General features: G+C 68.9%; 24 protein-coding genes. 11 read left to right on the forward strand and 13 right to left on the reverse strand.

What is annotated here, in order from left to right:
• Positions 1-6 precede the first annotated feature (6 nt).
• The 3 genes from ACFC1J_RS10055 to ACFC1J_RS10065 all read right to left on the reverse strand — a co-directional run bounded on the left by ACFC1J_RS10055 (position 7) and on the right by ACFC1J_RS10065 (position 2,167).
• The gene (locus ACFC1J_RS10055; RefSeq protein ID WP_375904942.1) at positions 7-1,023 is read right to left on the reverse strand and encodes a LacI family DNA-binding transcriptional regulator; all 1,017 of its coding nucleotides are present in this window, start codon (positions 1,021-1,023) and stop codon (positions 7-9) included.
• 107 nt (positions 1,024-1,130) lie between these two features.
• Entirely contained in the window at positions 1,131-1,694 is a 564-nt protein-coding gene (locus ACFC1J_RS10060; RefSeq protein ID WP_375904945.1) for a TetR/AcrR family transcriptional regulator, read from the reverse strand.
• Between the two features lie 5 nt (positions 1,695-1,699).
• A complete protein-coding gene (locus tag ACFC1J_RS10065) occupies positions 1,700-2,167 on the reverse strand; it encodes a DUF1348 family protein (RefSeq protein WP_375904948.1) in 468 nt (155 codons plus the stop codon).
• A 312-nt stretch (positions 2,168-2,479) separates the two neighbouring features.
• Between ACFC1J_RS10065 and ACFC1J_RS10070 the strand changes: the two genes are divergently transcribed.
• Entirely contained in the window at positions 2,480-2,911 is a 432-nt protein-coding gene (locus ACFC1J_RS10070) for a YjdF family protein (RefSeq protein WP_375904950.1), read from the forward strand.
• A 29-nt stretch (positions 2,912-2,940) separates the two neighbouring features.
• Here ACFC1J_RS10070 and ACFC1J_RS10075 read toward each other — a convergent pair whose 3' ends face one another.
• From ACFC1J_RS10075 to ACFC1J_RS10085, 3 genes are all read right to left on the reverse strand, one after another.
• Positions 2,941-4,716, reverse strand: a complete 1,776-nt coding sequence (locus ACFC1J_RS10075; protein ID WP_375904953.1) for a glycoside hydrolase family 3 protein — start codon at positions 4,714-4,716, stop codon at positions 2,941-2,943.
• 89 nt (positions 4,717-4,805) lie between these two features.
• The gene (locus tag ACFC1J_RS10080) at positions 4,806-5,543 is read right to left on the reverse strand and encodes a tyrosine-protein phosphatase (RefSeq protein ID WP_375904956.1); all 738 of its coding nucleotides are present in this window, start codon (positions 5,541-5,543) and stop codon (positions 4,806-4,808) included.
• Positions 5,540-6,853, reverse strand: coding sequence for an MFS transporter (locus tag ACFC1J_RS10085; protein WP_375904959.1), 1,314 nt, complete (start codon positions 6,851-6,853; stop codon positions 5,540-5,542). The genes ACFC1J_RS10080 and ACFC1J_RS10085 overlap by 4 nt, the downstream gene beginning before the upstream one ends.
• Before the next feature lie 147 nt (positions 6,854-7,000).
• Between ACFC1J_RS10085 and ACFC1J_RS10090 the strand changes: the two genes are divergently transcribed.
• A complete protein-coding gene (locus tag ACFC1J_RS10090) occupies positions 7,001-7,678 on the forward strand; it encodes a TetR/AcrR family transcriptional regulator (protein WP_375904962.1) in 678 nt (225 codons plus the stop codon).
• A 53-nt stretch (positions 7,679-7,731) separates the two neighbouring features.
• On the opposite strand, the gene ACFC1J_RS10095 is transcribed toward ACFC1J_RS10090, so the two are convergent.
• Complete coding sequence (locus tag ACFC1J_RS10095; RefSeq protein ID WP_375904965.1) at positions 7,732-8,643, reverse strand: LysR family transcriptional regulator; 912 nt, start codon at positions 8,641-8,643, stop codon at positions 7,732-7,734.
• Positions 8,644-8,738: 95 nt separating this feature from the next.
• Here ACFC1J_RS10095 and ACFC1J_RS10100 point away from each other — a divergent pair, with 95 nt between their 5' ends.
• On the forward strand, positions 8,739-10,265 hold the full coding sequence (locus tag ACFC1J_RS10100; protein ID WP_375904968.1) for an aminotransferase class I/II-fold pyridoxal phosphate-dependent enzyme: 1,527 nt from the start codon (positions 8,739-8,741) through the stop codon (positions 10,263-10,265).
• A gap of 57 nt (positions 10,266-10,322) precedes the next feature.
• The gene (locus ACFC1J_RS10105) at positions 10,323-11,756 is read left to right on the forward strand and encodes an amino acid permease (protein ID WP_375904971.1); all 1,434 of its coding nucleotides are present in this window, start codon (positions 10,323-10,325) and stop codon (positions 11,754-11,756) included.
• 40 nt (positions 11,757-11,796) lie between these two features.
• On the opposite strand, the gene ACFC1J_RS10110 is transcribed toward ACFC1J_RS10105, so the two are convergent.
• Positions 11,797-12,447, reverse strand: a complete 651-nt coding sequence (locus tag ACFC1J_RS10110; RefSeq protein WP_375904973.1) for a DUF2461 domain-containing protein — start codon at positions 12,445-12,447, stop codon at positions 11,797-11,799.
• Position 12,448: 1 nt separating this feature from the next.
• The gene (locus tag ACFC1J_RS10115) at positions 12,449-12,823 is read right to left on the reverse strand and encodes a TfoX/Sxy family protein (RefSeq protein WP_375904976.1); all 375 of its coding nucleotides are present in this window, start codon (positions 12,821-12,823) and stop codon (positions 12,449-12,451) included.
• A 141-nt stretch (positions 12,824-12,964) separates the two neighbouring features.
• Between ACFC1J_RS10115 and ACFC1J_RS10120 the strand changes: the two genes are divergently transcribed.
• Positions 12,965-13,531 (forward strand): dihydrofolate reductase family protein, encoded by a 567-nt coding sequence (locus ACFC1J_RS10120; RefSeq protein ID WP_375904979.1) that lies wholly within the window; start codon positions 12,965-12,967, stop codon positions 13,529-13,531.
• 92 nt (positions 13,532-13,623) lie between these two features.
• Here ACFC1J_RS10120 and ACFC1J_RS10125 read toward each other — a convergent pair whose 3' ends face one another.
• Positions 13,624-14,220 (reverse strand): TetR/AcrR family transcriptional regulator, encoded by a 597-nt coding sequence (locus ACFC1J_RS10125; RefSeq protein ID WP_375904982.1) that lies wholly within the window; start codon positions 14,218-14,220, stop codon positions 13,624-13,626.
• Between the two features lie 82 nt (positions 14,221-14,302).
• On the opposite strand from ACFC1J_RS10125, the gene ACFC1J_RS10130 reads away from it, so the two are divergent.
• Together ACFC1J_RS10130 and ACFC1J_RS10135 are read left to right on the forward strand one after the other, a co-directional pair.
• Positions 14,303-14,689 (forward strand): DUF1304 domain-containing protein, encoded by a 387-nt coding sequence (locus tag ACFC1J_RS10130; protein WP_375904985.1) that lies wholly within the window; start codon positions 14,303-14,305, stop codon positions 14,687-14,689.
• Positions 14,690-14,733: 44 nt separating this feature from the next.
• A complete protein-coding gene (locus ACFC1J_RS10135) occupies positions 14,734-15,771 on the forward strand; it encodes an NADP-dependent oxidoreductase (RefSeq protein ID WP_375904987.1) in 1,038 nt (345 codons plus the stop codon).
• A 58-nt stretch (positions 15,772-15,829) separates the two neighbouring features.
• Here the strand turns inward: ACFC1J_RS10135 and ACFC1J_RS10140 are convergent, their stop codons facing one another.
• Together ACFC1J_RS10140 and ACFC1J_RS10145 are read right to left on the reverse strand one after the other, a co-directional pair.
• Complete coding sequence (locus ACFC1J_RS10140; RefSeq protein ID WP_375904990.1) at positions 15,830-16,651, reverse strand: alpha/beta fold hydrolase; 822 nt, start codon at positions 16,649-16,651, stop codon at positions 15,830-15,832.
• Positions 16,652-16,758: 107 nt separating this feature from the next.
• Positions 16,759-17,586 (reverse strand): helix-turn-helix transcriptional regulator, encoded by an 828-nt coding sequence (locus ACFC1J_RS10145; RefSeq protein ID WP_375904993.1) that lies wholly within the window; start codon positions 17,584-17,586, stop codon positions 16,759-16,761.
• A 177-nt stretch (positions 17,587-17,763) separates the two neighbouring features.
• On the opposite strand from ACFC1J_RS10145, the gene ACFC1J_RS10150 reads away from it, so the two are divergent.
• Positions 17,764-18,732, forward strand: coding sequence for a Dyp-type peroxidase (locus ACFC1J_RS10150; protein ID WP_375904996.1), 969 nt, complete (start codon positions 17,764-17,766; stop codon positions 18,730-18,732).
• A gap of 11 nt (positions 18,733-18,743) precedes the next feature.
• Here ACFC1J_RS10150 and ACFC1J_RS10155 read toward each other — a convergent pair whose 3' ends face one another.
• Positions 18,744-18,914, reverse strand: coding sequence for a hypothetical protein (locus tag ACFC1J_RS10155; RefSeq protein WP_375904999.1), 171 nt, complete (start codon positions 18,912-18,914; stop codon positions 18,744-18,746).
• A gap of 172 nt (positions 18,915-19,086) precedes the next feature.
• Between ACFC1J_RS10155 and ACFC1J_RS10160 the strand changes: the two genes are divergently transcribed.
• The 3 genes from ACFC1J_RS10160 (at position 19,087) to ACFC1J_RS10170 (ending at position 21,211) form a co-directional block, all read left to right on the forward strand.
• Complete coding sequence (locus ACFC1J_RS10160) at positions 19,087-19,554, forward strand: hemerythrin domain-containing protein (protein WP_375905002.1); 468 nt, start codon at positions 19,087-19,089, stop codon at positions 19,552-19,554.
• A gap of 132 nt (positions 19,555-19,686) precedes the next feature.
• Positions 19,687-20,073, forward strand: coding sequence for a YciI family protein (locus ACFC1J_RS10165; RefSeq protein WP_375905005.1), 387 nt, complete (start codon positions 19,687-19,689; stop codon positions 20,071-20,073).
• A gap of 82 nt (positions 20,074-20,155) precedes the next feature.
• Positions 20,156-21,211, forward strand: coding sequence for an RNA polymerase sigma factor (locus tag ACFC1J_RS10170; protein ID WP_375905008.1), 1,056 nt, complete (start codon positions 20,156-20,158; stop codon positions 21,209-21,211).
• Positions 21,212-21,230: the final 19 nt, after the last annotated feature.

Below are 21,230 nucleotides of genomic sequence, written 5' to 3' on the forward strand. Positions count from 1 at the left end.
CGCAGGTCAGTTCCGCAGGCGGGTCGGCAGTTCGCGTCGCTCCGGCGCCAACGGCGCATCGCTGTCCAGCTGACGCAGCGCCAGCTCCGCGGCCGTCCGGCCGAGAGCGCGCGCGTCATGCTCGATGACGGACAGATCGAAGGGCAGGAGATCGAAGAGCTCGAAAGCGTCGAACCCGACCACCGCGATGGCGCGAGGATCCATGCCCGAGTCCGCGATGGCCCGGAGCGCCCCGACGGTGTTGCGGTTGTTGGCGCTGAACACGGCCGTGGGGGCGTGTCCCGATCGGAGCAGATCCTGCAGCGCTCTCCGCGCGGCCTCCGGATCGCGCTGTCCCATCTTGATCAGCGCGGGATCGGTCGCCACTCCGGCGTCCGCATGGGCGCGCAGGTATCCGTCCAATCGACGCTCCGCGGTGAACGCCGAGCTGGAATGCCCGAGGAACGCGATCCGCCGGTGTCCGTGCGCGAGCAGCGTCGCGACGCCGTCATAGGCGCCCCGCACGTCGTCGAGGACGACGCCGTCGACGTCGAAGCCGGCGATCGCACGGGAGGCCAGCACCAGGGGCACGCCCGCGGACCGCACTGCCTGCAGATGTGCGGATCGCTCCCCGACGGGTACGACGATCAGGCCGTCGACCTTGCGCCCGAGGAAGTCGGAGACGAGGTCCTGCTCCCGATCGATGCGCTCATCGCTGTTCCCGACGAGCATGCGGATCCCGCGGGACGTCAGCACTTCCTCGACGCCGAGCTCGAGCTGGCCGTAGTACGGGTTGGACACGTCGGTGACGATGAGCCCGAACAGATCCGTCCGCTGTCCCGGGCGGATGCTGCGCGCATTCTCGTTGCGGCGGTATCCCAGTTCCAGGATCGCGTCACGGACGCGCTGGACCTTCTCCGCCCGGACGTCGCCGGTTTCGCGAAGCACCCGGGAGACGGTCATCGGCGAGACGCCTGCGGCCGCGGCGACGTCGTTCACCGTCGGCGGCGTCGCCCATCTGGCGGAACCTTCCGACGCGCTCACATCGCAATGCTACTGACCTGGGGCCGGTTCGAGACGAGTCTCTGGCGGGCAGCTGTCAGGGTGCTCCAGCGCGAAGGATGAGCGCGATCCTGCGGGGCGGGTGCGCCTCACAGGTCGAGGGACGTGCGTGCCGCCGCGATGGCGCCATCGAAAACGGCAGGATCATCGAGGGCGCGAGCCAGGGTGATGCCGCCCTGGATGGCGGCGATCAAGTGAATGGCGTGTTGGCGCGGCGCCCTGATGCCCAAGACATTGAGGGCGATGGTGAGGGCGTCGATCCACTGCGAGAAGTATGCGGCCACCGCCGTGTCGAACCGGTCGCGTTCGCGGCCGACGGCGAACACGCCGGGGAGACACACCCGCCTGCCGGAGCGGTAGTAGCGGCGCACCTCGTCGAACATCGATCCGATGCCTTCCCGTGCCTGAGCCCGGTCCGTGCTGTTCGTGCGCAGCGGCGCGAACACGTGGTCATCGAACCACGTCCGAATGTCGGCGAGGACGGCGGTCGCCATTTCCTCCTTGCCGCCGGGAAAGAAGTGGTAGAGGCTGCCACGCCCCAGCCCTGTCGCATCCTGGAGGATGGCCATGCTCGCTCCCTCGTACCCGTGCTCACGGAAAGCTTCTGCGAGCACGGGGACGACGGCCTCCCGTGACGTGGGCGGTTTCGGCATGGTGTCTAGATCCCCAGCTCGGTCAGGCCGGGGTGATCGGCAGGGCGTGGACCGAGCGGCCAGTGAAACAGGCGATCGCTCTCCCGAATGGGGACATCGTTGATCGCGGCGAGCCGGCGCCGCATGAGGCCGTGTTCGTCGAACTCCCAGTTCTCATTGCCGAACGAGCGGAACCAGCGGCCCTCGGCATCGCGGGACTCGTAGACGAATCGCACGGCGATGTGGTTGCCCTCATATGCCCAGACCTCCTTGATCAGGCGATAGTCGAGCTCCCGCGACCACTTGTCGGTGAGCAGCGCGACGATCTCGGCGCGACCATTCACGAATCGATCACGGTTGCGCCAGGCGCTGTTCTCCGAGTAAGCCAACGAGACCCGTTCAGGGTCGCGGGTGTTCCAGGCGTCCTCGGCCGCCCGCGCCTTCTGGGCGGCCGTTTCGGCAGTGAACGGGGGGAGTGGCGGGCGTGCATCCATGGGCTGCTCCAGACATTGTCAGCGCCGGCTCTTTACCGACTGGTACAGAACAGTCTGCTGTACCGATCGGTAAAGTGCAAGTCCTGCCCAGATCGTCCACACCTGCTTCGTGCGCCGCGGAGGAGTGGGGCCCACGACGAGGATCCTGGAGAGGCAGTGCGGAATGATACGGTCGACTCACCTATTCGGTAACGAACCTCACAGCCCGGCTGGTAGTCCGGGCGGCCAAGACCAATCGGCTCGTTGTCCCACAATCGTGGAAACCAGTTGCGACCAGGCATCTTTTTGATGCCCGCACACTGAGGAGATTCCATGGGGACCGAGTCCGGCTTCACCGTGTTCTTCGACGGCAGGTTCTGGGTCGGAGTGTTCGAGATCGTCGAGGAAGGCGAGGTCCGGGCTGCGAAGGTGGTGTTCGGTGCCGAGCCCAATGCGGCCGAACTCTGGGACTTCGCACGCACGGAGGCGCACCGGCTCATCGATGACGCCTACCGTGCGCCCGGCGTGCCGCTCAGAGCGCGGCCGGCAACCCGTCCGCCGCGGAATCCCAAGAGACTCGCACGGGAAGCGGCGAACCAGCAAAAAGACACCTACAGGACTCGGAGCCAGGAGGCGCTGGCCGCGACACGAGTCGAGAACGCCAAAGGCAAGGCCGTTTCTCGGCGCAAAAGACGTGCGGAAGAGGCGGAGCGGCGGAGGTCCATTCGTGTCGCGAAACAGAAAGCCAAGCGCCGGGGGAGATAGCTCGCCCGTGGTCCTGCCGACCTCTGTGCCTACTGCTCGACCTGGCCTGACCACATCAGCCCATGGCCGAAGCGGTAGAGCGGATCCTCGGTGTCGAAAGGCACGTCTTCGCGGGAGGCGATCACAGCGGCGTCCGAGCGGGGGAGGTCGAAGGGAAGACGCCCGGTCGTTGCCGCCCTCCCGGAGACGGCGTCCAGCAGCAGGTCGTCGTCGACGCCGAACGTGCCGGTGAGGGCGGCGATTCCTGCGTCGAGGAAGGGGGTGAGGACGGCGGCGCGTTCCAGGAAGACGTCGACGAGGGTCGTGGTGTTCCGTGCGATCCCGGCGACGCGGGCGATCTCGTCGGCGGGGAACTCGAGGCTTCCCTCGTGGAAACCTGCTTCCAGGGTCCCGGCCGGCTTCTGTTCGAAGGGGGCGGAGAGGCGCAGGATGACCAGATCCGCGTCCTCGACGGCATCCACCGGAGTGGCGTACGCCGCGAGCACGGCCCTGTCCACGCCCTCGCTGTAGACCTTCGTGTCGGGTGAGAGCGGGACGGGAGCGCCATGGAGCGCGACGATCGAGGCGCGCTGGGCACGTCGGGCGAGAGCGACATGCGCCTCCGTCCGTACCCGCTCGCCGATCGCGTCGGCCCCGATGGCTCCGGCGGACGGATCGTCCAGCAGACCGAGCCGAGCCTTGTCGGCAAGGAGGCGGCGCACCGACTCGTCGAGGCGCCCCTCGGTCACCAGTCCGCGCCGTACGGCTTCGAGGATCAGCTCCGGATCCGATTCTCCGCCGAGCTGATCGACCCCGGCGTCGAAAAGCATGCCGACACGTTCGACGGGTTCGACGTCGAGGAGACCCCACGCGCGCACCGGGAGCTCGAATCCGAGCTGGGGCAGTCGCATCCCCGTGACGATGTTGAAGTCCGTGACGACGACCCCGTCGAATCCGAGCCGGTCGCGCAGGAGGCCGGTGATGAGGGAGCGCTGGAAGGCGAACCCGACTTCGTCATGCGGGGTGCCGACGGGTGCGGCGTAGCCGGGCATCATCATGGCGACGCCCTCGTCGATCGCGGCGGCGAACGGACGGAGGTGGTCCTCGAAGCGGCCTCCGGGGTAGACGGTGTTCGCACCTCGCTCGAAGTGCGCGTCGAAGCCGTCCCGTTGCGGTCCGCCGCCGGGGAAGTGCTTGGCCGTGGCCAGGACGAGATCGTCGGCGCCCCCGCTCTGCAGTCCGCGGACGAACGCGCGGATCGTCTCCGCGGCGTGCTCCGGATCCTCGCCGAAGGTTCCCGCCACCCGCGCCCAACGGGGCTCCGTCGCCAGGTCCGCCATCGGGTGCACCGCGATATGGATCCCCGCCGCCCGCAGTTCGCGCGCCATCATGGTCGCGACGTCTTCGACGAGCTGGGGATCCCAGGTCGCCGCGAGTCCGATCGGTTCGGTGATCGTGCTGAAACCTGCACCGGATTGGCCGACCTGCGCATTGCGTGAGCGTCCGTGGGTGGGGTCGGATCCGATGGTCACCGGGATCCGCAGGCGGGTACGGGCGGTGAGGTCTCGGATGTTCTCGCCCCACCGGGAGAGCGCCTCCACGCTGGGCATGTTCATAAGCCCCAGGTGGCCGATGTGACGTTCGAGAATCATCTCGCTCGTCGACTCGAACCCGAACGGGGTCTCCTCCGGGCTCCCTTCCCACAGCGACCCGTCGGGGTTCATGGTGACGCGCGCCGCCAGGAGCGCGCCGGCCTTCTCGGGCAGAGTCATCTCGGCGACGAGAGAGTCGATACGGGCCCGTTGTGCTTCGGTGATGTTCGTCATGTTCTTTCCTGGACGTTGTCGGTCCGTCTTCGGCGTCGGGTTTCGGCGATCGGAACCCCAGACGATCTCCCGCGCGGTCGCGGCGACGTTCAGCGCCGCACCAACCGGTCCCGCAGACGCGTGAGCTGCTCGTCCGTGAGGCCGTGGTGAGTGAGATAGCCGGAGACGGACCCGAACTCCGCCGAGATCCATGCGAAGGCCGCATCGAAGCCCGCCTCGGTGGTTCCGTGCAGCAGTGCGCGTATCTGCGGAGTCTGCGGCACGGTGAGCCCCATCTGCGTGATCATCGCGAAGACGCGATCCGTCCACTCGCCGGAGAGGTTCTCGCTCGAGGCGGAATAGTCGGTCCGTACGGCGTCCCAGTCCGCGCCGACCGCGACGAGGATGATCGCGACCGCGAGGCCGGTGCGGTCCTTCCCGGCTGTGCAGTGGATCAGAACGGCGCTGTCGGCGTCGGCGACGATACCCGCGATGCGGGCGAAGTCCTCGCCATGTCCGCGAACGAGGGCGTCATAGGCCTCAGCCAGCGGTCGGATGTCGGCCAGCGATGTCGGGATCGCCCCGTCGAGCATCGGGATCGAAAGGAGGCGGGGGACGGCCGAGTCGGCGGGAAGCCCCGGAGCGAGGTTCGCCTCCTTCGGGCTGCGCAAGTCGATCACGGTGCCGATGCCGCTCTGGGCGAGGTCCTTGCGCCCCGATTCGGTCAGGTCCGCCAGTGATTCCGAACGGTACAGCACACCGTGATGCACAACAGCCTCCGCGGCGGGCAGCCCGCCGAGGTCCCGGAAGTTCACGAGGCCATCGAGTTCGATCAGAGGGATGGTCATGGGATCAGTTCCTTCGTGTTCTCGACGGCCGGGACCGCCGGTGGGTTGAGCTTGGTGCGGAAGCCGATGATGGCGAAGACGGAGAGCACGACACCGGCCGTGGCGAACAGATACAGCGCCATGTAGTTCTTGTCGCCCCCGGCGACAGGGTCTCCCGAGCCGACCATCAGGAGCAGCGGAGCCAGAGCCGGGGCGATGGTCTGAGGGAGGGTCTTGGCCATGTTGAAGATCCCCAGGAACTTCCCTTCCCTGCCCGCGGGGAGCGTGCGCATCACGACGGCGAGATCCACCGAGAAGTAGATCCCCATCGCGATCCCCGATAGGAGAACGCCGACCAGGTACAGGACCAGGCTCTGCGTGAAGGCGCTGATCATGAGGCTCGCTGCCATCACGGCGATCGCCGTGACGAAGTATGCGCCATATCGGCTGTGGCGAGAGGCGACGAACCCGATCCCCCAGGACACGGCGCTCATGAGGACGAGCGTGATGATCCCGATCAGAAGGGTGAGCTGCGTCGCTTCCACGACGGGCATGTCCATCCGCAGCATCAGGAAGTAGAGACCGAACGCGCTCACCAGCGTGTAGCCGGTCTGCATGATGAAGCGCTGGAGCGCGACGAAGGCGAAGGTGGGGGCTTCCTTCGGGTTGAAGACGAACGATGTCAGCACGCTTCGGGCAGTGACGCGCGGGATGTCCCCCAGCGGCATCGGGTCCCTGACGAGGAGGCACACCAGGACCACGATCACGACCGCGATCGCAGGCATCGTGAGGAACATCGCGGGAAGGTGGGTCGCGAACACCGCCGCCAGCGCGTAGGAGGAGAGCATCCCCAGTCCCGAAGCTGCGCCGAAGATCCCTGATGCCCTGCCCCGGTCGTCATCGTCGACCTGCTCCGCGAGCATGGCGTTCAGCGCCGCGAAGGTGGCGTTGTACCCCGCTTGAGCGATCATCCAGCCGATGGTGAGCACCACGATGCTCGGGGCGACGAGCATCACGCCTGCTCCCATCAACCCGACGACGATCCCCGCCGCGATCCAGGGGCGTCGCCGCCCGAAGCGACCGCGCGTCCTGTCGGACAGGCCCCCGAACAGTGGGTTCGTGACCAACGCCGTGGCGCCGCCGACCGCGGTCACCAGCGCGAGAGCGCCCTCCTTCTGCCCGGCCGGCACGAGCTCCAGGACCTTGAGCGAGAGCGCGACTGCAGACGGAGCGACGAGTGCGCCGTAGGTCGCGAACTCCACGAGCGCGAGCAGGTAGATCTTCTTCAGCGATGATTGCTGCCGAGGGGCGGCCGAAGTCTGGGGTGACATGTCGGGTTCCTTCCGATGAACTCTTCGTCGAGCTCGATTCGATCAGGGCTGGGCAACGCCCCGGCAAAACACTAGTGACGACTAGGTTAATTTCGCAAGCGCCCATCGGAGCGGCCGGCCGGCCCGCCGGGTGCGAGAATCGTGACGATGAGCGAGCGGAATACGTCGGACGGGCGCGTGCGTCGAGGCCAGGAGAGGCGGGCGCGGATCCTTGAGGCCGCGGTTCGACGCTTCGCGCACCAGGGGTATGAGACGACCCGCATCGCCGATATCGCACACGATGCGGGGATGACCGACGCGGGCCTCATCCATCACTTCCCGACCAAGCTCGATCTGTTCATGGCCGTGGTCCAGCGTCGCGAGGAGGCGTTCGCTCCCGTCGTGGAGAACGAGGTCCGTACCGTCGCCGACATGATCGCGGCATTCAACTCCGGCGTGCGGTCGGCGACGAAGGAGCCGGAGTACATCCGGTTCCGGGCCATGCTCAGCGGGGCGAGTGTGCTCGACGACCATCCCGCGACAGCCCATCTCGCTCGGCGGCTCACCGAGTCGCTGGCTTTCCTGGTGCCGCACATCGCTCGAGGCATCGACAGCGGGGAGCTGCTGCCGCACCAGGACCCGCGTGCCATCGTGTTGCATCTCCTCGCCCTCAACGACGGCATCCGTGCGCAATGGGCGCTGCTGCCCGAGGAGATCGACTACGCGGAAACCCTCGAAGGGGCGACCAGGGCGTTCTACCGGCAGATCTCCGGCCGCGACCTCGACGACCCGGCCAACACGACGTTCGCGTGGGCGGAGCCGGTGGTGACGCGGCCTGATGCGTGACGACGAGCAGCGCACGTCCCGCGTCATGATGGCGCCCGACAGCCCCTGATCCGCTACCGAGAGGCCTCGGCTCGGGCGAGCGCGGCGGCGCGGACCGCCTCAGCGAGCCAGTCGACAGCGGCCGGCCGGGCCTCGCGGCGGCTCGCGAGGTACACGCGCCGCTCGCCGAGGTCCTGGACCGCGGGTCGCAGCACGACCTCGAAGTCCGTGTCGGTCATCACGGTCGTGGAGAGCGCGAGCGCGAGCCCCCGCTCCACCAGTCCGTGAATCATGTACAGGTCGTCGGTGCGGATCAGTTCGCGCACCGGATATCCGGCGCCATGGCAGACCCGGCGCAGGACGCGGTCCGACGCCTCGTCGCCACTTCTGCTCTGCAGCCAGCTCGCGTCCGCGAGGTCGGAGAAGTCGACGCGTTCCCGGGCCGCCCATTCGCTGCCCTTCGCGACCATCACCTGATAGGGCTCGCTGAGCACCGTCTCGAGGACGAGGTCCGGTGCCGTGAACGCGGGATCGGCCGTGGCATCGAAGATGAGACCGGCATCGATCTCGTCCGCGCGCAGCATCCGGACGACGTCCGTCGGTTCCGCCTCGATGACCGCGATCCGGACGCGGCTGCGTTCCTGGATCGCGGCGATCGCATCGGGGAGCAGGCGTGAGCCGACGGATGCGAAGGTGCCGATGCGCAGCATCGCGAGTCCCGCATCCTTGAGCTCCGCCACGTCGCGTTCGGCGCGCTCGAGCTTCGTGAGGATCGGTGCGACCTGTTCGGCGAAGAAGGCACCGATCGGTGTGAGCCGGGTCCCGTTGCGATCGCTCTCGACGAGCTTCGCACCGAGGTGGGCCTCGAGGCCCTGCAGGTGGTGCGTCAGTGTGGGCACGCCGTAGTGCAGTGCCTCGGCGGCTTTCGTAAGGCTGCCGTGCTCGCGCACCGCGAGCAGCACGCGGAACTGCTGGAGGCTGATCATGGCTCCGGAGCTTAGTCCCATAGAAAGTATGTGACCAAGAACGAAAACCTGATATTCCATCGAAAACAGAGCACTCCTAGCCTGGCGACATGCGAATGACTGAACGTCGTGAGCTCCCTGCCGGAGTCGATGTGCGGGGGGCTGCGTCCGTGCCTGCGGGACAGGACGAGACGCCGTATGCCGATGCTCTCCGCGGCCTCGCGGCGCACGACTGGCAGCGTCTGCATGTCCCCGCGCACCAGGGTCGGGCCGAGAACGCTCCGGGGCTCACACGAATCGTGGGACCGGAGGCGCTGTCGATCGACTTCCCGATGCTGTTCAGCGGCGTCGACCAGGAGACATGGCGGCTCGTGACCCCGGGCCGGCGCGCCCCTCTGATGCGCGCGCAAGAGCTCGCGGCCGCGGCGTGGGGCGCTCGGCGCACCTGGTTCCTCACCAACGGCGCATCGGGCGGCAATCACATCGCGACCACGGTCGCGCGGGGCCTCGGCGCCGAACTCGTCGTGCAGCGCAGCGTGCACTCCAGTGTGATCGACGGCCTCGCGCACGCGAGCCTCACCCCGCACTTCGTCGCAGGAGCGGTCGACACGGGCCTGGGCTCATCGCACGGCGTCACCGCTGCGCAGATCGAGACGGCGTTGACCGCCCACCCTGCGAGCTCCGCGGTCTACATCGTCTCGCCGAGCTACTTCGGTGCGGTCGCCGACGTGGCAGCGATCGCCGAGGTCGCCCACCGGCACGGGGTGCCGCTCATCGTGGATGAGGCGTGGGGCTCGCACTTCGGGATGCACCCGCGCCTGCCGCTCAACGCGGCTCGGCTGGGTGCCGACCTGGTGATCTCCAGCACGCACAAGGGCGCGGGCTCGCTGACGCAGTCGGCGATGCTGCATCTCGGGCACGGCCCGTTCGCGGAATCGATCGAGGACCTCGTGGACCGCGTGGTGCGGTCCTATCAGTCGACCAGCTCCAGTGCGCTCCTCCTGGCTTCCCTCGACGAAGCACGGCATCACCTCGTCACCCGGCCCGCGATGATCGATCGGGCACTCGATTCGGCCGAGGAGATCCGGATGCGCGTACGCGACGATCGACGCTTCCGCGATGCGACGCCGGACATCCTCGCCAGCGCCGGCACGGTCGCGAATGACCCGTTCAAGATCGTGATCGACACCCGCGGGGCGGGGATCACCGGCCACGACGCTCAGCACCGGCTCCTGCGCGACCATCGGGTCTATTGCGAGCTCGCGACCCCGGCCGCGCTTCTGCTCCTCGTGGGCGCTGCGTCCCCGGTCGACGTCGGCCGGTTCTGGAGCGCGCTCCAGGCGTTGCCCGCGGCGGAGATCGACCCGGCGCGCCCGGTCGCACTGCCGGCCGGCTGCGATCGTGCGATGGGGCTTGCCGAGGCGTTCTTCCACCCCGTCGAGACCGTGCCCTACGCGGACGCGATAGGACGGGTATCGGCCGACTCGCTCGCCGCGTACCCGCCCGGAGTCCCGAACGTGCTGCCAGGGGAGATCCTCAGCGAAGAGGTCATCGCCTTCCTCCGGGCGACCGCCGCCGCGCCGTCCGGATACGTCCGCGGCGCGTTCGACCCGGCTCTGGATCGGTTCCGCGTCGTGGCGTGACCCGGCGCGGCCCTCACGCTCACGACGCCATCATCCACATCGATACAAGGGAGTGTCATGTCCATCACACAGACGACGCAGCAGGAGGAGATGCATCGCGGGCTGAAGAACCGCCACCTTCAGTTGATCGCCATCGGCGGCGCGATCGGCACCGGCCTGTTCATGGGATCGGGGCGGCTCGTCTCGGTCGCGGGTCCGTCGATCATCTTCGTCTACGCGATCATCGGCTTCTTCGTGTTCTTCATCATGCGAGCTCTCGGGGAACTCCTGCTCTCGAACCTGCACTACAAGACGTTCGGCGACATCGCCAAGGACATGCTGGGGCCATGGGCCGGCTTCTTCGTCTCGTGGAACTACTGGTTCTCCTGGGTGATCGCGTGCGTCGCCGACATCACCGCAATCGTCGGCTACACGCAGTTCTTCTGGCCCGATGTCTCCCTATGGATTCCGGCGGCCGCTGCCGCTCTGCTGCTGCTCCTGCTCAACCTCCAACCGGTGAAGTGGTTCGGGGAGATGGAGTTCTGGTTCGCGATCATCAAGATCACCGCCATCGTCGCGCTCATCGTGACCGGTGCCGTGCTCATCCTCACCCAGCTGAGCCACGGCGGCGTCACGGCATCCGTCACGCACCTCTGGGACAGGGGTGGCATGTTCCCCTTGGGGATCAGCGGCTTCATCCTCGGCTTCCAGATGGGGGTGTTCTCCTTCATCGGAGTCGAACTCGTCGGAACGGCGGCGGCCGAAACGCAGAACCCGCGTAAGACGCTGCCGAAGGCGATCAACTCCATCGTCGTGCGCATCCTGATCTTCTACGTCGGCTCGCTGACCGTGATCATGAGCGTGATCCCCTGGTCCGAGCTCAAGGCCGGCGAGAGCCCATTCGTGCAGATGTTCCTGCTCGCCGGGTTCGTGCCCGCCGCGCTGGTCATGAACCTGGTCGTGCTGACGTCGGCGGCGTCGAGCGCGAACTCCGGCGTCTACTCGGGGACCCGGATGCTGTTCGGGCTCGCGAAGGACGGGCACGCACCGCGCGCTCTCGCACTCACCGACAGCCGCGGCGTGCCTCGGCGGGCCGTGTTCTGCACCGCGGTCCTGCTGTTCAGCGCGATCGCGCTGCTGTACGCGGGGGATGGCGTGATCGCCGCGTTCGACTTCGTCTCCACGATGTGCGCCGCGCTCGTCATCTTCACGTGGGGTTCGATCGTCGTCAGCTACATCGTGTACCGGCGCCGCCATCCCGAACGCCACGCCGCCTCCGCCTTCAAGATGCCATTCGCCGCGGTCACCCCGTGGCTCGTCCTCGGGTTCTTCGCCTTCGTCGTCTTCGCGCTTCTCTACAGCCCCGGGACCCGGTATGCAGCGCTCGCCACGCCCGTGTGGTTCCTCCTGCTCGCCGTGCTGTGGCAGGTGCGCAAGCGCCAGCTGATCCGAACCGGGGCACCGCTCACCGGGTCGATCCCCACCTCGGCGCACCCGCTCGACCGGGACTGAGGCGTCGGCCCGGGTCTCCGTCCGACGGAAGGGCGTCTCCTCAGCGACGTCCTTCCGTCGCGGTCGGGCCGACGTTCTCGTCGAGCCACTGCACGAGCGGGCGGGCGGCGCGGAGCACGGCGACAACATGGTCCACGGTCTCGGGGGAGCGCAGCCAGGGCGTCGTCGGATCCCAGTGCTTCCTCGCAACCAGGTCCTTGTTCCGGAGCAGCTCGATGCGCGGATGGTCCTTCGCGTATCCGCGGGGGGCGGTGGCGAGGCGGTCGTGGGAGGTGACGTCGATGCCCGAAGCCTCGAGGTCGCCGATGATGGCCTCGAGCCGGGGGCCCGTCGCATCGTCGGCGACGGCGGCGCGCAGGCGCGTCAGCTGGTCTGAGGCCAGCATGTGGCACCCCGCACCGGTGCCGAGTCCGCGGGCGGAGAACTCGACGTGGCCCTGGCCGAGCATGGCCCCGATCGACGTCTTGTAGGGAGATTTGTCGGCGCTGAAGCGGATGTCGCGGTTCGGCCGGAAGATCCGTCCCTCGCCGAACTCCGCGGACAGGTCGTCCAGCAAGGCCCGCATCGGGGCGAGGACCTCGGTGTCGTAGACCGCGCGATTCCGGGTCCAGTAGTTCTTGGAGTTGTCGGCTTCGAGGCCGACGTAGAAGTCGCTCGCGCGCTCTGACCACCCGGGGAACGTCGTGCCCATGTCAGGCCTTCTTCCGCGGCGCGCGTGCCTGGGGCTGCTTGGCCGGAAGGCGCCCGACCTGTTCGAGTGCGGCGGACACCCATTCCGCGGTGCGCTCCGGGTCGCCCCGCCATTCGGCAGGCAGCGCGAGATAGCCGCCCATCGGCCGCTCCGCCGGGCCGAACGGTCCCGCCCCGGGAACGACTCGCAGCGCGCTGAGCGAGTCCTCGTCGACGAGGCGCACGCCGAGATCGTCGCCGAAGAGTCCGGCGAACATGTTGCCGTTCACGAAGGCGCCCAGGTTGCCGAACATCGGCTTGACCTCGACGCCGGGCGCTGCGGGTATGACGGCGCGGAAGAACTCCTTGGAGTCCTCGGACGGACGCGGGATCTGCATGGCTCTGTTATCTCACGTTCGGCCGGAGATCGTAACCCGCCGATGCCTTCCGCGGGTGCCGTCCTCGGCCTAGACTCCTGCGCGAAGCCTCCGCATCGCACCGGAGATCCTCGGCGCCCCGGCGGAGCTGAAGGAGAAGACATGCAGAACCTGACGATCGACTTCATCTGCTCCCTCGACGGCTACGGCGCCGCGGAGGGCTGGCCCGGGCTGTGGGGGATGGGCGGTCCCGAGTACTTCGAGTGGCTCGGCTCCACGCCCGACAAGGACTATCCGATCCTCATGGGGGCGACGACGTACCGGCTCATGTCGGCGTTCGCCGCAGGAGGGGAGGAGGGCGTCGGCGTGCTCGACGCGATCCCGAAGTACGTGTTCTCGTCGACCCTCGAGGAGCCGTTGACCTGGGCGAACTCGACCCTCGTCCGCGACGACGCCGTCGAGTACGTGCGGCGGCTGAAAGAGCAGTCGGACAGTCCGCTGCGCACCCTCGGCAGCATCGCCCTCTGCCGTGCCCTGCTGAACGCGGGGCTCGTCGACCGGTACCGTGTCGTGATCTTCCCGGTGATCACCGGTGCCACGGGACAGGACCGGATCTTCGACGGCTACCCCGACGTGCGCCTCGACCTCGTCGAGTCGCGCACGTTCGACGGGCGGCTGCAGCTGGTCGAATACGTCCCGACCGTGCTCGAGGGGCCGCCCGGACGCTGAACCCACGCGCGCACCGCGGGAGGGAGGAGCATCCTGGACTCGGAAGCGCACGAGACCCTGATCCGCCCTGCGCGCGCTGGCGGCCGCCGAGGTCAGCCGACGACGTCTGCTGCGACGGTGACGATGCCCACCGCCGTCTCGATGCTGCGCGCGGCCTCTGCGGAATCGATGCGGGCGAGCGCGAACGCCGCGACGACCAGGTTCGTGACGGTGTCGGCGAGCCGTGACTGCTCCGCGGCCCCTCGGGAGTCGGGCTGTGCGCGGACGCCCCGGGCGATCGCGTCGTGCAGTTCCGTCCGGTAGTCCGCGATCACTCGGGAGACCTGCGGGTCGCGGGCGATCGGGGCACCCGCGGCGTTGATGAGGAGGCAGCCGTTCGACGCGGGCATCGAGCTCAGGGTGAGGAAGGCGCCGTGCAGGCCTCGCAGGTAGTCGAGGATCGCCTCGGGAGCGACGACGTCGGCCTTCAATGGCTGCAGACGAGGTCGGACGACCTCGTCCAGGTAGTTCTCCACGGCGGCGTCGAAGAGTCCGCGCTTCGAGCCGAAGGCGTTGTAGATGCTGGACCGGCTGAGCCCGGTCGCCGCCTCGAGCTCGGGGATCGACGCGCTCTCGTAGCTGGTGGTCCAGAAGAGCGTGCGGGCGGCGCGGACGACCGTGTCGCGGTCGAATCCCTGGGTGCGTGCCATGTCTCCGCCTTTCTGTAACGGTTGATCCAGTATATATTGGACAGGTCGTTACAGAATAGATCTTCACGAGAAGGAGTTCCCCATGGTGATCGCAGGCCTGATCCTGGCCGGACTGGCGGCCCTCGTCCACGTCTACATCTTCGTCATGGAGTCGATGGCATGGACCTCGGCGCGGGTGCGCGCGACGTTCGGCATGAGCGAGGAGGAGGCGCGGGCGACGAAGTCGATGGCCTTCAACCAGGGCTTCTACAACCTGTTCCTCGCCCTGATCGCCGTCGCGGGCATCGTCTTCCTCATCGCCGGTGCATCGGCGCTCGGGGCGGGCCTGGTGTTCGCCGGCGCCGGATCGATGGCGGGAGCCGCCCTGGTCCTCCTGCTGTCCAGCCCCGACAAGCGGGGCGCAGCGCTGAAGCAGGGCCTCCTCCCCGCCGCAGCCGTCATCCTCCTGGCGGTCGGTCTCGTGCTCTGACCGAGCACCGCCCCCTCCTCGCCCCTTCGAGAAAGAGAGTTCCCATGTCCATTGCCCTCAGCACCCAGATCCAGCTCGCGAAGCGCCCCGTCGGATGGCCGACGCCCGACGACTTCCGCACCACGGAGGTCACGTACGAGGATCCCGCGCCGGGTGAGGTGCGGGTGCGCAACGAGTTCGTCTCCGTGGATCCGTACATGCGGGGACGGATGAACGATGTGCGCAGCTATGTGCCGCCCTTCGCGCTGGGCGAGACGATCACCGGCGGCGCGATCGGTCGCGTCGTCGCGTCGAACGCCGACGAGCTGCCGGTGGGCACGGTCGTGCTGCACCAGCACGGCTGGGCCGACGTGGTCCAGGCCGAGGCGACCTCGTTCCGGCCCGTCGACGAGATCCCCGGCGCCCCCTCGTCGTTGCGGCTGCACATCCTCGGGATGACCGGGCTGACGGCGTACGTCGGGCTCACCGCGATCGCCGGGATGAAGCCCGGCGACACCGTCTTCGTCTCCGGCGCCGCGGGCGCCGTGGGTACCGCCGTCGGGCAGATCGCGAAGCTCCTCGGCGCCGGACGGGTGATCGGCTCGGCCGGCAGCCCGGAGAAGGTCGCGCTTCTGACCGAGAAGTACGGCTACGACGCCGCGTTCGACTACAAGGACGGCGACGTGCGGGCACAGCTCGCCGCGGCCGCCCCGGACGGGATCGACGTGTTCTTCGACAACGTCGGCGGAGACCACCTCGAGGCGGCGCTCGACGCCTTCAACGATGGCGGGCGTGCGGCTCTGTGCGGAGCGATCGCCGGCTACAACACGACCGATCGCACCCCGGGGCCCGACAACCTCGCGAACGTCATCACCCGGGGCCTGATGCTCAAGGGCTTCACGCTCTCGGGGTACCTCGGTCTCGCGCCTGAGTTCCAGGAGAAGATGGCCGCATGGTTCGCCGCGGGCCGGATCGCCTATGACGAGACGATCGTCGACGGCATCGAGAACACGGTCGACGCGTTCCTCGACATGATGCGCGGCGCGAACACCGGCAAGATGCTCGTGCGCATCGCACCGGCCGAGGCGGAGCCGACCGCCTGAGCGGCGGCATCGACACCGGGTGGCGAGGATCGGATCCGGTCCTCGCCACCCGTCGACGTCACTCCGCGAAGAACGCGAGGATGTCGTCGTCCAGCGCCACCTGGTAGTCGCCCCAGATCCCGTGCGACGCGCCGGGGTAGATCTTCAGGGTCCCCTGGGAGACGAGCGCGATCGCCTTCTCCGCCGCGGCGGCGATCGGGACGATCTGATCGTCGTCGCCGTGCGCGAGCAGGATCGGGACGTCGAGAGCCCGCAGGTCCTTGGTGAAGTCCGTCTCCGAGAAGACCTTCACGCAGTCGTAGGCGGCGTTGAGGGCTGCCGTCATGCCCTGGCGCTGGAAGTCGTCGACGAGGCCCTGCGAGCGCTTCTCCGGCTGGTGGTTGAAGCCGAAGAACGACTCGGCGAGGTCCTTGTAGAACTGCGAGCGATCGTTGAGCACGCCCGCGCGGATGCCGTCGAACACCTCGAGCGGGGTGCCCTCGGGGTTCGTCGCCGACTGGACCATGATCGGGGGCACCGCCCCGGCCGTCGCGACCTTGGACACCCGCCCGGCGCCGAGGGTGGCCGCGTAGCGGACGACCTCCCCGCCCCCGGTGGAGTGGCCCACGAGGAGGATGTCCTGCAGGTCGAGCTGCTCGGCGAGCGAGGCGAGATCGGCGACGTAGGTGTCCATGTCGTTGCCCCGGTAGGTGCGGGACGAGCGGCCGTGTCCGCGGCGGTCGTGCGCGATGGCGCGGTAGCCGGCGTCGGCGAAGATCTTCAGTTCCTTCTGCCAGGCGTCCGAGTTCAGCGGCCAGCCGTGGCTGAAGATGACGGGGCGGCCCTCGCCGAGCTCGGTGTAGTAGATCTCGGTGCCGTCGGGCGTGGTGATGTAGGGCATCGTGTGTCCTTTCCTGGGGGAGGGGAGCGGTCCGCGACGAGGTCGCTGCGGACTCGCGTCACACACGATATGGCTCAGCGGCACGGGCGAGAGAGGCCCGCGTAGTACTACCCTCCGGGTGCCTCGGAGAGAGGGACGGATGCCGCGAGGCCGGCGAAGAGGGTCTCCGCGATTCCGCCGGGAGGGGCCGAGAGCACGGTGAGCTGGTAGCCGGGGAGGCTCCGCACCGCGAAGTTGTGCGCATCGATCGCGACGTCGCCGAACCCCTCGATGGCGATGTGGAAGGTCGTGTCCTCGGGGCCGGAGACGTCGTGCCGCTCCCAGATTCGGACGAAGTCCGGATCGGACGAGAGTTCGCCGACGAGGTCGGCCAGTCGGGGCGAGTCCGGATGGGCGTCCCTGCGCAGGGTGGCGACGGCCGAGCGCGTCATCGCCTCCCACTCCACGAGGGTGCTCTTCATGCGCGTGTTGAAGAGGGCGGCGACCTGATTGGATCCCACGGCGAGGCCGCCGTGCCCGAGCGCTGCGGCCAGGGCGGTGGAGGCGACGATGTCTCGGTGCGGGTCGGAGATGTACGCCGGGGTGCGATACCAGCGGGAGAGTGTGCGGGCGATGCGCTCCGTGAGCTCCGGGCTGGGGGCGCTCCTCACCGGCGGGTGGCCGGCGACCAACCGGTGCATGTGCGCGACCGACTCCTCGTCGAGGCGCAGCGCGCGGGCGAGGGAGGAGAGCACCTGTTCGGACGGGCGCCCGATGCGTCCCTGCTCGATGCGCAGGTAGTACTCGGCGCTGATGCCGGCGAGCTCCGCGACCTCGAGACGCCGGAGCCCGGTGACACGTCTCCCCTGCTGCCTGACGAGCCCGACCTCCTCCGGCTGCACCACGCCGCGCCGCGCTCGCACGTAGCGGCCGAGAGCATTCAGGGAGTCGTTCACGAAGGTCCTCGGTCGGGGGAAGGGGATAGGCCCATTGTCCGTCACCCGGCGCTGTCGGCCGGGCATGTCGACGTCCCGCCCGCCCGCGTCGCCGGGTCAGGTTCGTCCCCTCGGAGGTTGAAGCGGATGCTCGCCGCGTGACAGGCTGACCGTGCATCGCGAACGCGCGCGGAGGGGATGGATCCGGTGGTCACACAGCAGGTCGTCGCCCCGCCCGCCAGGGCGGCTCTCTTCCTCGTGCTCACCGTGCGCGAGGGGAGCGAGGAGGCCGTCCGCGACCTGCTCGCCGACCTGTCCGGGATCACCCGGTCGGTGTCGTTCCGCACGCCTTCGGACCACCTGAATGCCGTGCTCGGCATCGGCGCGCTGCTGTGGGATCGGATGTTCGGCGCGCCGCGACCGAAGGGGCTGCACCCGTTCGAGGCGCTGCACGGCCCCCGCCATGTCGCCCCCGCGACGCCGGGCGATCTGCTCCTGCATGTGCGCGCGCATCACATGGACGTGTGCTTCGAGCTGTGCCGCCAGGTCGTGGATCGCCTCCGCGGTCACGCCGACGTCGTCGACGAGACGCACGGGTTCAAGTACTTCGACGAGCGCGACCTGCTCGGCTTCGTCGACGGCACGGAGAACCCGGAGGGATCCGCGGCCACGGCGGCGGTGCTCATCGGCGACGAGGATCCGGATTTCGCCGGCGGCAGCTACGTCATCGTGCAGAAGTACACGCACGACCTCGGCTCATGGGGCGAGCTGCCCGTGCACGAGCAGGAGCGGGCCATAGGGCGCAGCAAGCTCGAGGACATCGAGATGCCCGATGCGGTGAAGCCCGCGAACTCGCACGTGCACCTCAACACGATCGTCGACCCGGACAGCACCGAGCGCCAGATCCTGCGCAGCAATATGCCGTTCGGCGAGCTGGGCACCGGCGAGTTCGGCACCTACTTCATCGGCTACGCGGCGGATCCGGATGTGATCGAGCGGATGCTGCGGAACATGTTCCTCGGGGATCCTCCCGGCAACACGGACCGGATCCTGGACTTCTCCACAGCGCGCACCGGTTCGCTCTTCTTCGTGCCCACGGTGGACTTCCTCGATGATGTGCCGCCGGCGCCGGCGGGGCCGACGACCTCGGCTCGCGACGTCCCGTGACAAGGGCGCACCTACTTCCGGACGTCCCCGCTGTCCGGCTCCTCCTGCTGTTCGAGCGTCTCGTCGGGCTCGAACGAGGCGTCATCCGTCTCGCTCTCCTCGACCGCGGCGGACGCCTGCTCCTTGGCCTCCGCGAGCGCCGCCTCCTCGCGCTTCTCCTCGCGTCGCTTCTCTCCGAACATCGCCTCTCCTCTGCATCCGGGGGCTCCGCTGTCACCCTACGCCCGCCGTCCCGCCCCGCAGTCAGGGGATACACTGACCCGAGCGTCGCGTGCCGGTGGCAGACCGTGTCAGGCATGGAGGCGCCGGATGGAAGGAGCGTGACGATGCTCTCGTCCCACCCTTCGCTCTCGCGTGACTGAGCGCGAGACGACCAGGCTCATCGCCTGGAGCAACGAACTCCGCCGGGCGCACGCGCGGCTGCGCGAGGCCCTGCGCCTCGTGCGCGACGGCGTGCACGCGGCGGATCCGCAGAAGCCGGGCCGCGACCTGCTCCTGTACTGCCGCGGGTTCTGCACGGCCCTCGACCAGCACCACCGGGGTGAGGACCGTGCCCTCTTCCCGGCGATCGAGGCCGCGCATCCGGAGCTGGCCCCCGTGCTGCGCACGCTCACCGAGGATCACGCGATGATCGACGTGCTGCTCACGGCGCTCGCCGCGTCCGCGGCCAGCGGGGCTCCGCCGGAGGACCTCGACCGCCACCTCGACGGGGTCGGCGCGATCATGGAGAACCACTTCGCCTTCGAGGAGCGGCAACTGCTCGGCGTGCTCGAGGCGCTCGCGCTCGACGCGGATCCGCCGGACGTGCTCGGCAGGCTCTGACCCGGCGGCCCTCGGCCGAGACGCGCCGGGACTGATCCTCGCCCTCCCGATCCGGGCCGTCGCGGAGGAGGATGTCGATCAGTGGCTCCTTCGATCGTCACCATGATGTCGATACCCACGAAAGGACGGATCATGCGTTACACGCTTCTGCTGCAGTACCCCGAGATGAGCGCCGAGGACCTCGGACCGGAGGTGCTCGCCGAGGGCATGCGCGCCTTCGACGTCTATGCCAAGGCCCTGGACGAGGCGGGCGTCCTGCGCAGCGCCGAGGTGCTGCACCCCTCGACCGCCACCACGACCGTGCGCGTGCGCGCGGGGCAGCCCGTGATCCAGGACGGCCCTTTCGCCGACACCAAGGAGCAGCTCGGCGGCAGCTTCGTGATCGAGGTGGACGACCTCGACGCCGCGATCGCGTGGGCTGCGAAGGCGCCGTCCGTCGAGTGGGGTGCGGTCGAGGTGCGCCCCGTCGCGACGCGTTTCGCCGACGGTGCGTGGCAGGGAGCTTCGCCGGTCCAGTAGCCACGACCCGGCGCGGGCGGGGCGGGCGCCGAACGCGGTGCATCCCGGAGGAGCACCGGATCCGAGAACGCCAGGAGGCGAGATGAGCACGGCCGAGGAGGTCCGGAGCGCCGCCGAGCGCGCGGTCCGAACGTCCTACGGCCGACTCGTCGCCCTTCTCGCGGCCGGAAGCGGAGATCTCGCGCTCGCCGAGGACTGCCTCGCCGACGCCCTCGAACGCGCCCTGCGCACCTGGCCCGATGCCGGCGTGCCGGACAACCCGGAAGGATGGCTGCTCACCGTGGCTCGCAACAGACTGCGCGACGTGTGGGGTTCCGCGGCACGCCGCACGAGCACCCCTCTCGACGACGCTCTGGGCGACGTCGATGCCGGCATGGACGTCGCCGCCCTGGTGGAACGCGGCGAGGCGATCCCGGACCGGCGCCTGGAGCTGCTGTTCGCCTGCGCGCACCCCGCGATCGATCAGAGCATCCGCAAGCCGCTCATGCTGCAGGCCGTGCTCGGCTTCGACGCCGCCCAGGTGGCGCGCGCGTTCGACGTCGAGCCCGCGGCCATGGCGCAGCGCCTCGTGCGGGCCAAGCGCAAGATCCGCGACGCCGGGATCCCCTTCGCCCTTCCCGTGCGCGCCGACATGCCTGCGCGCACGGCTGCGGTGCTCGAGGCGATCTACGGCGCCTATGCCTTGGACTGGCTGGACCGGCACGGCGATGTGCGCACCTCGCTCGCCGACGAGGCGCGCTGGCTCGCCGTGCTCACCGCGACCCTGCTCGACACGGATCCGGAGGCATGGGGGCTGGCGGCGCTGCTCACGCTCGCGCAGTCCAGGGCGCCCGCGCGCGTCGGAGATCCCTGGCCCGCGCTGGACGAGCAGGATCCGGCGCTGTGGGACCGCGGGCTCATCGCCGAGGGTGAGGCGCTGCTGCACCGCGCGGCACGGCTCAGCGGCGTCGCCGGGGGAGGGGAGCCCGGACGGTTCCAGCTCGAAGCGGCGATCCAGTCGGTGCACTGCGACCGTGCGCGCTCCGGGGCGACGGATCGCGAGGCGCTGCTGCGCCTCTACCGCGCACTCGTGCGGATCGCCCCGACGCGCGGCGCGGTCGAGGCGCTCGCCGCGGTGGAGGGGCGCCGCGAGGAGTAGGGGGCGCAAGCCAGGGCGT

The sequence above is a fragment of the Microbacterium sp. NPDC056052 genome (genome assembly GCF_042266785.1).
Taxonomy (GTDB): Bacteria; Actinomycetota; Actinomycetes; order Actinomycetales; family Microbacteriaceae; genus Microbacterium.